14 protein-coding genes are annotated in these 15,913 nt (G+C 59.2%); 5 read left to right on the top strand and 9 right to left on the bottom strand.

Translation table 11 applies throughout. The features are described 5' to 3' along the window. Positions 1 to 2: 2 nt before the first annotated feature. The 3 genes from truC to syd all read right to left on the bottom strand — a co-directional run bounded on the left by truC (position 3) and on the right by syd (position 2,304). The gene (gene truC / locus HMPREF3096_RS11555) at positions 3 to 797 is read right to left on the bottom strand and encodes a tRNA pseudouridine(65) synthase TruC (protein WP_008806254.1); all 795 of its coding nucleotides are present in this window, start codon (positions 795 to 797) and stop codon (positions 3 to 5) included. Beyond that, positions 797 to 1,126 carry a YqcC family protein gene (locus HMPREF3096_RS11550; protein WP_008806255.1) on the bottom strand — a complete coding sequence of 110 codons (330 nt, stop codon included), beginning with the start codon at positions 1,124 to 1,126 and terminating at the stop codon, positions 797 to 799. The genes truC and HMPREF3096_RS11550 overlap by 1 nt, the downstream gene beginning before the upstream one ends. A 632-nt stretch (positions 1,127 to 1,758) precedes the next feature. Continuing rightward, on the bottom strand, positions 1,759 to 2,304 hold the full coding sequence (syd, locus tag HMPREF3096_RS11545) for a SecY-interacting protein (RefSeq protein ID WP_008806256.1): 546 nt from the start codon (positions 2,302 to 2,304) through the stop codon (positions 1,759 to 1,761). A gap of 68 nt (positions 2,305 to 2,372) precedes the next feature. Between syd and queF the strand changes: the two genes are divergently transcribed. From queF to HMPREF3096_RS11520, 5 genes are all read left to right on the top strand, one after another. Then, the gene (gene queF / locus HMPREF3096_RS11540) at positions 2,373 to 3,218 is read left to right on the top strand and encodes an NADPH-dependent 7-cyano-7-deazaguanine reductase QueF (protein ID WP_008806257.1); all 846 of its coding nucleotides are present in this window, start codon (positions 2,373 to 2,375) and stop codon (positions 3,216 to 3,218) included. 111 nt (positions 3,219 to 3,329) lie between these two features. Next, the gene (gene ppnN / locus HMPREF3096_RS11535; protein WP_008806258.1) at positions 3,330 to 4,697 is read left to right on the top strand and encodes a nucleotide 5'-monophosphate nucleosidase PpnN; all 1,368 of its coding nucleotides are present in this window, start codon (positions 3,330 to 3,332) and stop codon (positions 4,695 to 4,697) included. Between the two features lie 509 nt (positions 4,698 to 5,206). After that, positions 5,207 to 6,496: an HAAAP family serine/threonine permease gene (locus HMPREF3096_RS11530; protein WP_032731171.1), complete on the top strand. Its 1,290-nt coding sequence runs from the start codon at positions 5,207 to 5,209 to the stop codon at positions 6,494 to 6,496. A gap of 65 nt (positions 6,497 to 6,561) precedes the next feature. Beyond that, positions 6,562 to 7,929: an L-serine ammonia-lyase gene (locus HMPREF3096_RS11525; protein ID WP_012540721.1), complete on the top strand. Its 1,368-nt coding sequence runs from the start codon at positions 6,562 to 6,564 to the stop codon at positions 7,927 to 7,929. 138 nt (positions 7,930 to 8,067) lie between these two features. Beyond that, on the top strand, positions 8,068 to 9,009 hold the full coding sequence (locus HMPREF3096_RS11520) for an aliphatic sulfonate ABC transporter substrate-binding protein (RefSeq protein WP_012540720.1): 942 nt from the start codon (positions 8,068 to 8,070) through the stop codon (positions 9,007 to 9,009). Positions 9,010 to 9,054: 45 nt separating this feature from the next. Here the strand turns inward: HMPREF3096_RS11520 and HMPREF3096_RS11515 are convergent, their stop codons facing one another. The 6 genes from HMPREF3096_RS11515 to HMPREF3096_RS11490 form a co-directional block, all read right to left on the bottom strand. Beyond that, positions 9,055 to 10,278 carry an acyl-CoA dehydrogenase family protein gene (locus HMPREF3096_RS11515; RefSeq protein ID WP_016161727.1) on the bottom strand — a complete coding sequence of 408 codons (1,224 nt, stop codon included), beginning with the start codon at positions 10,276 to 10,278 and terminating at the stop codon, positions 9,055 to 9,057. A 10-nt stretch (positions 10,279 to 10,288) separates the two neighbouring features. After that, entirely contained in the window at positions 10,289 to 11,710 is a 1,422-nt protein-coding gene (locus HMPREF3096_RS11510; RefSeq protein WP_004151071.1) for an MFS transporter, read from the bottom strand. A gap of 193 nt (positions 11,711 to 11,903) precedes the next feature. Continuing rightward, entirely contained in the window at positions 11,904 to 12,782 is an 879-nt protein-coding gene (locus HMPREF3096_RS11505) for a MetQ/NlpA family ABC transporter substrate-binding protein (protein ID WP_002915265.1), read from the bottom strand. Next, entirely contained in the window at positions 12,779 to 13,477 is a 699-nt protein-coding gene (locus HMPREF3096_RS11500; RefSeq protein WP_008806263.1) for a methionine ABC transporter permease, read from the bottom strand. Before HMPREF3096_RS11500 ends, HMPREF3096_RS11505 begins: the two co-directional genes overlap by 4 nt. After that, positions 13,474 to 14,496, bottom strand: a complete 1,023-nt coding sequence (locus HMPREF3096_RS11495; RefSeq protein ID WP_032731172.1) for a methionine ABC transporter ATP-binding protein — start codon at positions 14,494 to 14,496, stop codon at positions 13,474 to 13,476. The genes HMPREF3096_RS11500 and HMPREF3096_RS11495 overlap by 4 nt, the downstream gene beginning before the upstream one ends. Next, positions 14,493 to 15,899, bottom strand: coding sequence for an LLM class flavin-dependent oxidoreductase (locus HMPREF3096_RS11490; protein ID WP_012540717.1), 1,407 nt, complete (start codon positions 15,897 to 15,899; stop codon positions 14,493 to 14,495). Before HMPREF3096_RS11490 ends, HMPREF3096_RS11495 begins: the two co-directional genes overlap by 4 nt. Between the last annotated feature and the right edge of the window lie 14 nt (positions 15,900 to 15,913).

Raw genomic sequence — 15,913 nt, 5'->3', positions numbered from 1 at the left:
TATTATCTCCCTGGATTGACCTTATTCCCTTCATCCTGACCGCAGTCGTCGGCAAACTCAACCCTTTCATTTAGCGGGAGAAGCCCGCGCCAGCCAAACTGCGACAGGGCGCGCATCCAGACCTCGTCAAAACCAGCGCGCAGGGTCAGCGGCTCGCCGGTAAAAGGATGGGTCAACGACAGCTCGCTGGCGTGCAGCATCAGGCGGTGACAGCCGAAATGTTCTGCGGCGCTGCGGTTTTGCCGCAGATCGCCGTGCTTGCTGTCGCCAAGGATCGGATGACGCAGATGAGCAAGATGACGGCGCAGCTGGTGCTTGCGGCCGGTTTTCGGCTCCAGTTCCACCAGCCCGTAGCGCGTGGTGGGATAACGCCCGGTTGCCACCGGCATCTCCACCGTCGCCAGGCCGCGGTAGTGGGTCACCGCCGGCTGCGGATCTTTGTCCTCACGAGCAAATTTATCGGCGATTTTATCCAGCTCTTCCACCAGCGGGTAATCCAGCAGCGCTTCGTCCATCAGCCAGCCGCGGACGATCGCATGGTAGCGCTTCTGGATCTGATGCTGTTCAAATTGCTGCGCCAGCAGGCGGCCCGCCTCGCTCGACAGCCCCATCAGCAGGACGCCGGAGGTGGGCCGGTCGAGACGATGAGCGGTAAAAACGTGCTGGCCAATCTGGTCGCGCACGGTCTGCATCACCACCACTTTCTCGTCGCGATCGAGCCAGCTGCGATGCACCAGCCAGCCCGAGGGTTTATTGACCGCCACCAGCCAGTCGTCCTGGTAGATAATCTCCAGCATCAGGCCTGCTCACCGGCAAACAGCGCGTCTAACAGCAGAAGTTCCGCCAGCATGGATTCGCGGACCGGGTGGGCCTGATCCAGAGCCATCTCGTAATAAGGCGCAACGGCAAAATTTTGCGGCAGCGGCTGACCGCTCTCCAGCAGCTGGTGCATACGCGGGATCAGGACCCACTGCAGCCACTCCAGCGGCTCCAGGGTATCCAGGCAAAACGGCTTATCGCTGGCGAAGGCGCTGCTGTCCGGCGCCGTCGCCTGCCAGTGCTCTGTTTCGCGCAGCAGGGCTTCAATGGCGCGCAGGCGATCGCGCACGCTATCGTGAAGAGTCATGGGGAAACCTCGATGAGTTAAAAACCGGGCGCAGGATAGCAAATCCGCAGAAGAAATAAAAAAAGGGAGCACTGTATAAACAGTGCTCCCGGTTCGTTTTGCAGCATTCCCGCTACATTGGTGCTCCCTGCTCGTCCTTGAAAACTTTTCCTGAGGTCTCCTGACCAATGTTCATCCATAAACTCGCGCATCCTGCTTTCACACCACCCCGATGCGAAATGACTTATCCTTAAGTTTGTCCCGATCTTCCTGATCCACCGTTCATCCTGAGCGGCTCTCGTTCTCCATCCTGGAGGTGTCCATTACGCGTTCCTGCGTTATCCTTGCTTCATCCTGAAGCCTGTCCTTGCAACGCCATCCTGGCGGGTCCTGCAGAAGCGCCATCATCCTGATGTTCGCTTCATTTCGCGACTTCCTGTCGACAGACATAGGATCACTGATTCTGCCTCGTCTTACAACCCTTCTTGAGACAATCTCTTAAGATTAGTCCCCACTCAAAAGGACGAAAAAATTAAGATCTGATTTGATACCAATGACTTATAAAAAAAAGAAGGGATTAAATTTGCCTTAAATGATGACGATCTCTTACAGGTTTTGTAAGAGATCTCTCACAAACGACCAGGTAGACTGGATTACAGAACCGGCTCAAGGTGGCTGAGGAAACTCGCAAGCGAGGGGGAAAGCGTGATGCGTTTGGCGGTGCCGAGGGTCTCTTTGATCACCTCGCCGCTGAGATTACAGACGGAAATCACATCCCGTTCACTCTCGAGGGTGGCGATAAACAGCGTCGGCGCCAGCTTCAAGCGCTTCTGTACCACCAGGTGCCCGATTAAGTTTTCCTGCACCCGCTGGAAATCCTCTTCACTCCAGGTCTGCAGCAGCGTCAGCGTTTCGTCGGCAAACCGGCCGGTCATGTCGCCGGCAAACTGAGTGGTATAATAAGAATGAAGCGGTTGTTGTACCACAATATCCAGGGCGCGTTCAACCGCGCTGATATTTTGCGCCAGCGAAAACGGCTGCGGCTGCCAGAATACGGCCTCGCCTTGGGTATCAACGACGCAAGGCGACGGAACGCCGTAAAGCTCTTCACTGCGCGGCAGGCTGTTGCGCTGTTGCTGCCAGGCGGCGCAGTAACGTTGGGTAAAAGCGCGCAGCGCTTCTGCGGTCTGATGGTCCACCGGTTTCTCTCTTCACGTTAGACAGGATACACTGGAGAGATAGTGTACCCGCTTTACTATGGTGAAACATGTCTTCTTACGATAATCATCAGGCGCTGGCCGGCCTGACGCTCGGTAAATCAACCGATTACCGCGATACTTATGACGCCTCGCTGCTGCAGGGTGTCCCGCGCAGCCTTAACCGCGATCCGCTGGGCCTGCATGCCGATAACCTGCCGTTCCACGGCGCCGATATCTGGACGCTGTACGAACTCTCCTGGCTGAACGGCAAAGGCCTGCCGCAGGTGGCCGTCGGCCACGTCGAACTCCCCGACACCAGCGTCAATCTGGTGGAGTCAAAAAGCTTTAAGCTCTATCTCAACAGCTTTAACCAGACGCGTTTCGCCAGCTGGCAGGACGTTGCAGAGACGCTGACCCGCGATCTGAGCGCCTGCGCGCAGGGAGAGGTCAAGGTGGCGCTGTATCGGCTGGATGAACTGGAAGGCCAGCCGATTGCCCACCTGCACGGCGCCTGCATCGACGATCAGGATATCGAGATCGATAACTATCAGTTCAGCACCGACTATCTGCAGGGCGCCGCCAGCGGCAAAATCGTGGAAGAGACGCTGGTCAGCCATCTGCTGAAATCCAACTGCCTGATCACCCACCAGCCGGACTGGGGCTCGGTACAGATCCAGTATCGGGGGGCGAAAATCGACCGCGAGCAGCTCCTGCGCTATCTGGTCTCATTCCGCCATCATAACGAATTCCATGAGCAGTGCGTCGAGCGCATCTTTAACGATATTCTCCGTTTCTGCCAGCCGGAATCGCTTTCCGTTTACGCCCGCTATACGCGACGCGGCGGTCTGGATATCAACCCCTGGCGCAGCAACGGCGACTTTTCCCCCGCCACTGGCCGCCTCGCCCGACAATAATAAATAATTTCACAATATGCGTGCGTTTAGGCGCGCGCAAGGTTGTGGAAACGCCGCTCGCAGGGCTATTGTAATCACAGGAAGACCATAAGCGTCCTGTAAGGAGTTCACTTGATTACACATGTTAGCCCGCTTGGTTCAATGGATATGCTGTCGCAGCTGGAAGTGGATATGCTTAAGCGCACCGCCAGCAGTGACCTGTATCAACTCTTTCGCAACTGCTCGCTTGCTGTGCTCAACTCGGGGAGCCTGACCGATAACAGCAAGGAGCTGCTCTCCCGTTTTGAAAACTTCGATATTAACGTGCTGCGTCGCGAACGTGGCGTGAAGCTGGAACTGATCAACCCGCCGGAAGAGGCTTTCGTTGACGGGCGTATTATCCGTTCCCTGCAGGCCAACCTGTTCGCCGTGCTGCGCGATATCCTGTTCGTTTACGGCCAGATCCACAATACCGTTCGCTTCCCGAACCTCGATCTGGAAAGTTCGGTCCATATCACCAACCTGGTGTTTTCGATCCTGCGCAACGCCCGCGCGCTGCACGTCGGCGAAGCACCGAACATGATCGTCTGCTGGGGCGGTCACTCCATTAATGAAAACGAATATCTCTACGCCCGCCGCGTCGGTACGCAGTTGGGACTGCGCGAACTGAACATCTGCACCGGCTGCGGGCCTGGCGCAATGGAGGCCCCGATGAAAGGCGCCGCCGTCGGCCACGCGCAGCAGCGCTACAAAGACAGCCGCTTTATCGGCATGACCGAACCGTCCATCATTGCCGCAGAACCGCCGAACCCGCTGGTCAACGAACTGATCATCATGCCGGATATCGAAAAGCGTCTGGAAGCCTTCGTACGCATCGCCCACGGGATTATTATCTTCCCGGGCGGCGTCGGCACTGCCGAAGAGCTGCTCTATCTGCTGGGTATTCTGATGCATCCGGAGAACAAAGCGCAGGTGCTGCCGCTGATCCTCACCGGACCGAAAGAGAGCGCCGACTACTTCCGCGTGCTGGACGAGTTTATCACCCATACTCTGGGCGAGTCCGCCCGTCGTCACTATCGGATCATCATCGACGATCCGGCGGAAGTGGCGCGGCAGATGAAAAAAGCGATGCCGCTGGTGAAAGAGAGCCGTCGCGAGACCGATGACGCCTACAGCTTCAACTGGTCGATTCGCATCTCGCCGGACCTGCAGATGCCGTTTGATCCGACCCATGAAAACATGGCCAATCTCAAGCTCTCCCCGGACCAACCGGTGGAAGTGCTGGCCGCCGACCTGCGTCGCGCCTTCTCCGGGATTGTCGCGGGTAACGTCAAAGAGGTGGGCATCCAGGCCATTGAGCAGTACGGTCCTTACAAGCTGCATGGCGATCCGGAGATGATGCGCCGGATGGACGATCTGCTGCAGGGCTTCGTCGCCCAGCATCGTATGAAACTGCCGGGCGGCACCGCCTATATTCCTTGCTACGAAATCATCGCCTGATTTCTCACTCTCCCGCCGGGGTATCTTCTGCAGCCTGCCCCCGGCGGGCTCTCTTCCTCTGACTTCCAGAACGCGCTAAAAACCTTTCTGTTATTATTCAGTCACCTGAATCATTTCTACATAGCCAATCGTTTGCGTTGGTAAAAACTGCGACAATTATCACTGCAAAAAATGGTTTTAAGCGCAAAAACGTCGACTACATCTCTTTTTTACAGTAAATCCCTCGTTATTACGCCGCTCCGCTTTTATCTCATATGCTGCAAATGGTAGCCTGCGCGCCACAAATCGCTGGCTGATCACCAGAAACAGGCTGTTGGACTAAAAATACGCACATTGAAAGTGGATTATTGCATTTGAGATCGCGATCACTGATGCATAAACCATATAAATGTATCTTTCCGGCCCAATTATTACGGAGAAAATTTCTAAAAAAACCGTAATTAAACGAATTTCATGTTACGCAATTGTATTTGTTCATTAGATTTTGTTGATTCCTCCAGGAGATACAGATGGAAACCACTCAAACCAGCACCATCGTTTCGGGCGAAACCCGCAGCGGATGGCGTAAAACCGACACCATGTGGATGCTGGGCCTGTACGGTACAGCGATCGGCGCGGGCGTCTTGTTCCTGCCGATCAACGCCGGCGTCGGCGGCATGATCCCCCTGATTATCATGGCGATTCTGGCCTTCCCGATGACCTTCTTCGCTCACCGCGGTATGACTCGCTTCGTCCTCTCCGGGAAAAACCCGGGCGAAGACATCACCGAAGTGGTGGAAGAACACTTCGGCGTAGGCGCAGGGAAGCTGATTACCCTGCTCTACTTCTTCGCTATCTACCCGATCCTGCTGGTGTACAGCGTGGCGATCACTAACACCGTCGAAACCTTCATGTCGCACCAGCTGCACATGACGCCGCCGCCGCGCGCCATTCTGTCGCTGATCCTGATCGTCGGCATGATGACCATCGTGCGTTTCGGTGAGCAGATGATTGTGAAAGCGATGAGCATCCTGGTGTTCCCGTTCGTTATCGCCCTGATGATTCTGGCGCTGTACCTGATCCCGCAGTGGAACGGCGCGGCGCTGGAGACGCTCTCCCTGAGCAGCGCCTCCGCAACCGGCAATGGCCTGCTGATGACCCTGTGGCTGGCGATCCCGGTGATGGTCTTCTCCTTCAACCACTCGCCGATCATCTCCTCCTTCGCGGTGGCCAAGCGTGAAGAGTACGGCGCAGGCGCCGAGAAGAAATGCTCCAGCATCCTGGCCCGCGCTCACATTATGATGGTGCTGACCGTGATGTTCTTCGTATTCAGCTGCGTCCTGAGCCTCTCTCCGGCGGACCTGGCGGCGGCGAAAGAGCAGAACATCTCGATTCTGTCTTACCTGGCAAACCACTTTAACGCGCCGGTTATCGCCTGGATGGCACCGATCATCGCGATGATCGCCATCACCAAATCCTTCCTCGGCCACTATCTGGGCGCCCGCGAAGGCTTTAACGGCATGGTGATTAAATCCCTGCGCAGTAAAGGCAAATCTATCGAAGTCAACAAACTGAACAAGCTGACCGCGCTGTTCATGCTGGTGACCACCTGGATTGTGGCGACGCTGAACCCGAGCATCCTCGGGATGATCGAGACCCTTGGCGGCCCGATTATCGCGATGATCCTGTTCCTGATGCCGATGTACGCGATTCAGAAAGTGCCGGCGATGCGTAAATACAGCGGCCATATCAGCAACGTCTTCGTGGTGATTATGGGTCTGATTGCCATCTCCGCGATCTTCTACTCGCTGTTCAGCTAATTCAGTCAATACCTCCCCCCGCGCCGCTTAACGGCGGCGCGCTTTCCGACAGCACGGGAATACATATGATCAGCGTATTCGATATCTTTAAAATCGGCATTGGCCCTTCCAGCTCCCATACCGTTGGACCGATGAAAGCGGGCAAACAATTCACTGACGATCTGATCGCACGCGGCCTGCTGGCCGACGTCAGCAAAGTCGTCGTCGACGTCTATGGCTCCCTCTCCCTGACCGGTAAAGGCCACCATACCGACATCGCGATTATCATGGGACTCGCCGGCAACCTGCCGGACACCGTCGACATCGACGCCATTCCGGGCTTTATTCAGGACGTTAACACCCATGGCCGCCTGATGCTGGCCAACGGTCAGCACGAAGTGGACTTCCCGGTCGATCAGTGCATGAATTTCCATGCCGACAACCTGTCGCTGCATGAGAACGGCATGCGCATTACCGCCCTGGCCGGTGACAAGGTGATCTACAGCCAGACGTATTACTCTATCGGCGGCGGCTTTATCGTCGACGAAGCGCACTTCGGCCAGATCGCCGATGCGCCGGTTGCGGTTCCTTACCCTTATAAAAACGCCGCCGACCTGCAGCGTCACTGCCGTGAAACCGGGCTGTCGCTCTCTGGGCTGATGATGCAGAACGAACTGGCGCTGCACAGCAAAGAAGCGCTGGAGCAACACTTTGCCGCGGTATGGGAAGTGATGAGCGCCGGTATCGAACGCGGCATCACCACCGAAGGCGTTCTGCCGGGCAAACTGCGCGTGCCGCGCCGGGCCGCCGCGCTGCGCCGCATGCTGGTGAGTCAGGACACCACCAACAGCGATCCGATGGCGGTGGTCGACTGGATCAATATGTTCGCCCTGGCGGTGAACGAAGAGAACGCCGCCGGTGGCCGGGTCGTTACCGCGCCAACCAACGGCGCCTGCGGTATCGTGCCGGCGGTGCTGGCCTACTATGACAAGTTTATCCGCAAGGTGAACAGCAACTCTCTGGCCCGCTATATGCTGGTCGCCAGCGCGATTGGTTCGCTGTATAAGATGAACGCGTCAATCTCCGGCGCCGAAGTCGGCTGTCAGGGTGAAGTGGGCGTCGCCTGCTCGATGGCGGCGGCCGGTCTGGCGGAACTGCTGGGCGGTAGCCCGGGTCAGGTGTGCATCGCGGCAGAGATCGCCATGGAGCATAACCTCGGCCTGACCTGCGACCCGGTTGCCGGCCAGGTGCAGGTACCGTGCATCGAACGCAACGCTATCGCCGCCGTGAAAGCGGTCAACGCCGCGCGAATGGCGCTGCGCCGGACCAGCGAGCCGCGCGTCTGCCTCGATAAAGTGATCGAGACCATGTACGAAACCGGTAAAGACATGAACGCCAAGTACCGGGAAACCTCTCGCGGTGGCCTGGCGATGAAGATCGTCGCCTGCGATTAATCCTCAGCCCCGGCACGCGTCGGCGTGTCGGGTCATCGTCCTGAACAACTCTTTTTGTTATATCAATAAAATTTTAGTTATTTAATGGTTATAAGCGCTGTTTGTTACCTTACGCAAAACCGCTAAGGAGAACAGACAATGTCCAACCGATTCCGCCCCGCCTGGCTGCTGGTCCTCGCCGCCCTCTCTACCTCCGCGCTGGCCAAAGCGCCGGAAACCGTCAACATCGGCTATCAAAAGGCGAATATCTTCGCGCTGCTGAAGTATCGCGGCACGCTGGATGAGAGCCTGAAAAAACAGGGTATTGCCGTACGCTGGGTCGAATTCCCCGCCGGACCGCAAATGCTGGAGGGGCTGAACGTCGGTAGTATCGATCTGGCCGCGACCGGCGATGCGCCTCCGGCCTTTGCCCAGGCGGCGCAAGCCGATCTGGTCTACCTTGCCCATTCCCCCGCTAACCCGAAAACGGAAGCGATTGTGGTGCCTGAACAGTCGGCAATCCACAGCGTGGCCGACCTGAAGGGCAAGCGCGTGGGGTTGAACAAGGGGTCTGACGTCAACTACCTGCTGGTTGCCGCACTGGAAAAAGCGGGCCTCAGCTATAAAGACATCACCCCGGTCTATCTGCCGCCGGCGGATGCCCGCGCCGCTTTCCAGCGCGGGGCGATTGATGCGTGGGTGATCTGGGATCCGTTCCTCGCAGAAGTGGAAACCAACGCGAAAGCCCGACAGATCCGCAATGCCGAGGGGCTGGTGCCTCACTACACCTTCTATCTCGCCAGCCGCAAGTTTGCAGATACCTACCCGGAGACAGCAAAGCAGGTGGTGGATGAGCTGGGTAAACTCAGCGCGTGGGCGAACAGCCATCAGGACGAGGCCGCCGGGCTGCTGTCGACCTCAACCGGACTGGATAAAGCCATCTGGCAGAAGACCCTGGCCCGCCTGCCCTACGGTGCCGAACGCATGACCCCGGCGGTGTATAACGAACAGCAGGCGCTGGCGGATACCTTTACACGCATCGGCCTGCTGCCGGTGAAAGTCGACGTGCGCAGCGCCACCTGGTCGCTGGATAAACCTTGATTTTCCTGACGACGGGAAGCACTGCGCCTCCCGTCGCCGACAGGCTTACCCCGCCGTTTTCTCACCATTGCCTATCTGCCAGATAAAGGTGGGCGCTTCACCGTTCACCAGCCAGTTACCGATATTACGTGCCTTATAAATCACCGGATTATGCGAGGCAACCGTCCGCGCATTGCGCCAGTGGCGATCCAGCGCAAGGCGAGTTCGCGTATCCGACGCCCCGAGGGCATTAAACAGCTCCGTCGCCGCCCGCGGGATCCAGTCGCTGGCGATCACCTGCGCCTGCGCCGCTTCCACTTCCGCCAGCTGGTTACGCCGGGCGATCAGCGCTTCGTCGTCGCTGACGTGCGCCACATAGGCCTGCTGCAGCGATTCCGCGGCCTGCAGGACCGCGGCCCGGGTCGCCCATGCCCAGCTGCTGATCTGCCCAACGACCTGCAGAACCTGAGCGTCATCGCGCGGCACGGCGGCGTTGCCGTGGCTGTACATCCGGGAGCGATGTTTGACGCCCTGCGCGGCATCCCGCTCAACCGCCAGGCCAATGCCCGCGAGGGTCGCCAGCAGCACATGCTGGTAGAAGGCGGTCTGATAGCGAAAGCGCTGGGCAAAATCATAGACATGTTCGGTTTCCACCCGAGCGCCGGTAAAGCGGGTGGTCCCGCTGCCGGTCAGCCGCTGGCCAAAGCCATCCCAGTCATCTTCCCGCGCCACGCCGGTCTGCTGGGTGCTGACCAGGGCTATCACATCGCCGGCGGTATCACTGCGCCGGGCAAACACATCGATCCAGTCGGCGTACAGCGCGCCGGTGCTGTAAAACTTCTCGCCGTCGAGTCGCCAGCCGCCCTCTGTCGGCGTCACTCTGGTGTTCACCTCTCCCAGCTTAACCGCGCCGATCTCGGTCCAGCCGCTGCCCACCAGCTCACCGTCGAGGAAGCGACGAAACCAGCGGTCGCGCCCGGCGGAATCCGGCTGATTCAGCTGATCTTCCACAAAGGCAAAGTGCGCGCGCAGGGCCTGCGGCAGGTTAGAGTCCGCTTGCGCCAGCTCGATCAGCAGCGCGCTGAGCTGCGGCAGCGAAGCGCCCCAGCCGCCCTTCTCGCGCGGGATACGCAGCGTGCCGAAGCCCGCTTCTTTCAGCCAGCGGATCGGCTCATCGGGCAGAATGCGCTGCTGTTCGCGCTCCGCAGCGCCCTGGGCGATACGGGTGAATATCGGGCGGAAGGCGGCCGCCAGCGCGTCATAATCGGTGCCAGTGGAGAGCAGGGTCATTGTCAGTTCCTTATTCATGGAGTGCGTCGATATCTTCTCGCGTCGGTTCATGACGGACCGCCAGCAGGAAGAAAATGGGAATAATGGCGGCAAGCGAGACCACCCAGAACATCTGCGTGCCGAGGGAGGCCTGCAGCAGCGGCAGAATAAACAACGCCAGCGCGCTGCCGATCCCGGAGAGCGCCCGGCTGAAACCGACCCCGGTGGCGCGAATGGCAGTAGGATAGGAGAGCGCCGGGTAGATCATCAGCTGCGCCCCCGGGCCAAACCCTTCGGCGAACAGCCACAGCCCCAGCATCGCGATAGCCAGCACGATACCTGCCGTCGCGTGCGGTTGCCCCACCAGCGCCAGCACAATCAGCGCCACAAACTGCAGGGCGAAGCCGGCTATCGCCACATGACGCGAAGGATATTTCCACGCCAGATGCATACCGAGCAGCCCGCCGGTAAAAGCAAACAGGGCGTTCAGCCCCAGCGATGCCGAAATAGTTTCGAAGACGCCAGCCCCGAGGAACTGGGCAAGAATTGACGGCAGGAAAAAGGCAATCGCCGTGTACTCGAAGGAGATACAGATATTCATCACCCCGGCGACGATAGTCCGCTCGCGGTAGGGTTTTTCGAACAGCACGCGGAAGCTCACTTTCGGCGCTGGCGCGGGCTTCGCCGCCGGGACCTCATGGGCATGGATCCCCCAGGAGTCGCGTAAAATACGCACTGCAGAGGTCAGATCGCCCTGGTTCGCCGCCCACAGCGGGGATTCATTCATAAATCGACTGCGGACGGCAATAATCAGCAGTGCCGGCACGGCGCCGAACAGCAGGGAGGCGCGCCACAGCCAGTCAAGATGCTCCTGCGGCAGCAGGAAATAGAGGCCGAAGATAATGAGAAAGCAGACGGTTGAGGCGGCGTACCACATCGGGCACCACGCCGCGAGGCGAGCCGCTTTGTTGCCTTTGCCGGCAAAGCGGGAAAACTCGGCCAGATAGGACATCGCTACCGGCAGGTCGATGCCAACGCCGATGCCCATCAGGAAGCGGGCGCCAATCAACACCCAGACGTTCGGCGCCAGCCCGGCGGCGATAGCCGAAATCACGAAAAAGAACATATCGGCCATAAAAACCGAATAGCGACCATATTTATCGGTCAGCCAGCCGCCGATAATATTGCCGACGATAGTCCCGACCATAATGGACGAAGTCACCAGGCCGGTCAGCAGCGGTGAGAGCTGAAATTCACGTACAACGTCATCAATACCGTAGGAGAGCGTGGTTAAGTCATATGCGTCGAGAAAAACGCCCCCCAGCGCGAGGAAGACAATCATCCGCGCATATTTCGCTTGTTCCTTGCCGGAATTAATTAGCCGCGCCACATCCCCGACGCTACTGACCGGTACCGAAGCGATACCGGGATTATCCACTGGTAATGTACTCATTTTTTCACCTTATTATTTTGTGCAGGTCATCAGCGGTTATAGACCGCGCGCGACGAGAATCAAAACAACAAATCATTCTATAAAAATCAATATAATCAATAATTTAATAAATATTACCAGCACAAAAAGGACGCGCTTTCGCGCATCCTCAAGGGAAATAAATAACAACGAAAATAGACGTCGTGCAGGACGCTTATTCCGCGGACACTGGAACTAATACGTCTTTTACCAGCGGGTCATCGGTGGTTTTTAACCACGTCTGGATCCGCGGGTCAGAAAAAGCCTGTTTTAATTTGACGATATTTTCCTGCGATAAATACGGTGTACCAATCACTAATTGCGAAGCAAAGGTGCGCGGCGCCGGCGGGAATAATATGCCTTTCTCACGCGGCACTTTCCCGGCGTCAAATTGCGAGACATAGCCGATGGCGGCATCCACCGAATTTAACGCCCGCGGCATGGTCAGCAGATCCAGCTCTTTAAAGACAAACTGATGCGGGTTACCGACAATATTTTTCAGCTTCGCCGTACGCGGCTCCACCGCCGGGTCGAGCGAGATCAACCCAATGCGCTGGAGCAGCCACAGGGCCTGCCCCTGATTGGCGCCATCGTCAGGCACGACAATGGTCGCGCCGTTGGGCAACGCCTGTACCGACGAGTAGCGGTCGGAATAGATGCCAAACGCCCACTGGAACACCGGCACCGTGGTCGACAGCGCAAAGCCGTTAGCGTCCACCACCTGTTTAAGCCACCACTGATGCTGATAGATCGTCCCGGCATACTGTCCTTCCGCTACCGCGCGGTCAGCCTGGACCGGATCCTGCACCCCCACCGCCTCCAGTTTCAGACCGTAATCGGGCGCAATATGCTGATTAATATACTCAATGATCCGCTGCTCGCCGGCCATCGCCGGCTCGTAGTGAATTTTTAACGTGCTGCCGAAGACCACCTGCTGGCTTTGGGTATGTCCCCGCCACCACCAGAAGGCGATGGCGAGCAGGATAATCACCGCCAGCGCCGCCAGCCAGGGCCAGCGCCGCGCTTTACGTAACTCAAATTGCTCTGTTGTCATACAAGGTTCCCCTGCGTGTGGCGTAAACGGTTGACCAGACGGTCACCCAAAAATTGAATCAACTGGATCGTGGCGATCAGGGCAACGATCGTCGCGATCATGATGTGGTTGTCGAAGCGCTGATAGCCGTACACCACGGCCAGGTAGCCGATGCCGCCGGCGCCGATAGTCCCGGCGATAGCCGAATACTCAATCATCGAGACCAGGTTTAGCGTCACCGCCGCCACCAGCGCGGGCAAGGCTTCACTGAGCTGCGCGCTGGCAATGATTTGCCAGCGCGACCCGCCGCAGACGACACCCACTGCGGTGACCTCCGCCGGCAACTCGCGCAGCGCGTTCTCCACCAGACGGCCAAAGAACGGGACGCCGGCGGCGATCATCGGCACCACCGCGGCGGGGATGCCAATCGTGGTGCCGGTCAGCCAGTAAGTGAACGGGATAATAGCGGCCATCAGCACCAGAAACGGCAGCGAACGTCCCATATTGACCACCCAGTTCAGCAGCCGGTACAGCAGCGCGTGCGGAAATAAGCCCCGCGGCGAGGCGTTAAACAACACCACCCCCACCAGCCCTCCCAGCGTGACGACAAACAGCATCACAATGGCCACCATCAGCCAGGTTTCGCCATAGGCGGGGAGCAGCAGCGAAGGGATTTCGCCCCAGGGGGTATCCTGACTGATGACTGTCGGTTTCATACCGCCTCCCTGAGCAACGGCGCGCTGTCGAGGATCTCCGCCGTTATGCCGAGCTGCGCCAGCAGGCCCTGCAGTCGCGCGGGCGACAGGCGTTCGCCCTGAAAGCGCACTCCGGCCTGCAAGCGACCGGCCAGCCGACCATTAATCACCTCGACGTGACCGCCAAGGAGATCGATCTGCAGCGCCCACTGCTGGCTCAGGCGGCTGATCCAGTCGGTGGCCACCGGCACATCCCAGCGGTAGCTCAGACGCAGCAGCAGATCGCTGTGGGTCGCTGCCGCCGGCGTCAGCGGCAACAGCTGCTGGCCGAGCAGAGAATCGGGGCGCGCCAGCAGATCTTCGATCCGCCCGTACTGGACGATCGTCCCGTCGCGGATCTCCGCCACCGCATCCGCCGCCGTGCGCACCGCGTCCATTTCATGGGTGATCAGGACGATCGCCAGCTGGTACTCATCACGCAGCCGCTTGAGCAGAGCCAGCACCGAGGCCGTGGCCTGAGGATCGAGGCCGGAGGTGGCTTCATCCGCCAGCAGAACGGACGGGCGCAGCGCCAGCGCGCGGGCAATGCCGATCCGCTGGCGCTGGCCGCCTGAGAGCTGGGCCGGCCAGGCATCCGCTTTGTGGCTCAGGCCGACGCTCTCCAGCAGCTCGCCAACCCGCGCCTTGATATCGCGCTCCACCACGCCCAGCCACGCCAGCGGCAGGGCGACATTCTCCCAGGCGGTCCTGCGGCTCAACAGCGCCGAAGACTGGAAAACGGTGCCAATCGCCCGCCGTTCCCGGCGCAGCGCCTCGCCGGACAGCGCCGACAGATCCTGGCCATTGATACGAATGCTGCCGCTGTCCGGTTGCTCCAGCAGGCTGATGCAGCGCGCCAGGGTTGATTTACCGGCGCCGCTCGGCCCCACCACCGCGGTGATGGAGCGCTCAGGCACCTGCAGCGTCAGCCCTTTCAGCACCGCGCTGAGCCGGCCATCCGCCGTGCGGTAACTTTTATGCAGGTCATCGATAGCGATCATGTCACCTTCTCCTCTACCGATGCCGCCGTGCGCGCATCGCGGCGGTAGCTGGCGCCCGGGTGAGGCGCGGCCAGACGCGGGCCGGCGCCGAACAGTTTTTCGCGCAGGGTCCCCTCGCGGTACTCCTGCTTAAAGACGCCGCGCTTTTGCAGCTCAGGCACCAGCAGCTCGACGACGTCGCGGAAGGTTTCGTGAGTGACGGCATAGGCGAGGTTAAAGCCATCGACGTCCGTCTCTTCGACCCAGGACTGCAGTTCGTCCGCCACGGTTTGCGCGCTGCCAACCACCAGCGGACCGAAGCCGCCGATCCCCGCCCAATCGGCCAGAGCCTGCACCGTCCACTGGCGGTTCGGATCAGCGGTCGAAAAGGCCTCCACCGCCGACTGAATGGCGTTGGTGTGCAGATACTTCAGCACTTGATCCGGCTGATACTGGCCGAAATCGATCCCCGTCCAGCCGGAGAGCAGCGCCAGCGCGCCTTCATAGCTGACGTACTGCTTATATTCCTGCCACTTCGCCTGCGCCTCGCGGTCGGTGTCGCCGACAATCACCGTCTGCAGGTTGAAGATCAGGATGCTGTGCGGATCGCGCCCCGCCTCAACTGCCCGGCGGCGAATATCCGCCACCGTCTTCTTCAGCAGCACCTTCGACGGCGCTGCGACGAAGACGCATTCGGCATGGCCGGCGGCGAACTGTTTGCCGCGGCTGGACGCCCCCGCCTGATACAGCACCGGCGTGCGCTGCGGGGATGGCTCGCAGAGGTGGATCCCCGGCACGGAAAAGAACTGTCCCTGATGGTTAATGGGATGGATTTTCCGCGGATCGCTGAAGATCTTCCGCTCTCTGTCGCGCAGCACCGCCCCGTCCTCCCAGCTTCCCTCCAGCAGTTTGTAGATCACCTGCAAATACTCATCGGCATAGTCATAGCGGGTGTCATGATCGGTCTGAGTCTGCTGGCCGATATTGCGCGCCCCGCTCTCCAGATAGGAGGTGACGATATTCCAGCCCACCCGCCCTTTGGTCAGATGGTCGAGCGTCGACAGACGACGAGCGAAGGGGTAAGGATGCTCAAACGACAGCGAGGCGGTCAGGCCGAAGCCCAGATGCTCCGTCACCAGCGCCATCGGGGTGATCAGTGCCAGCGGATCGTTGACCGGAACCTGCGTCGCCTGGCGGATCGCCGCGTCGCCGCTGCCGTTCAGTACGTCATAGATCCCCAGCACGTCGGCGATGAACAGCCCGTCGAACTTGCCGCGCTCCAGCAGCCGCGCCAGATCCACCCAGTACTCCAGATCTTTATACTGCCAGGAGCGATCCCGGGGATGCGCCCACAGGCCCGGCGACTGATGGCCGACGCAGTTCATATCGAAAGCGTTAAGACGAATTTCACGTTGTGATGACATAGCAATCTCCATAG

Origin of the sequence: Klebsiella sp. HMSC25G12 (genome assembly GCF_001807705.1) — a bacterium.
GTDB lineage: Bacteria > Pseudomonadota > Gammaproteobacteria > Enterobacterales > Enterobacteriaceae > Klebsiella > Klebsiella variicola.
This window is presented reverse-complemented; position numbering and strand designations above follow the sequence as displayed.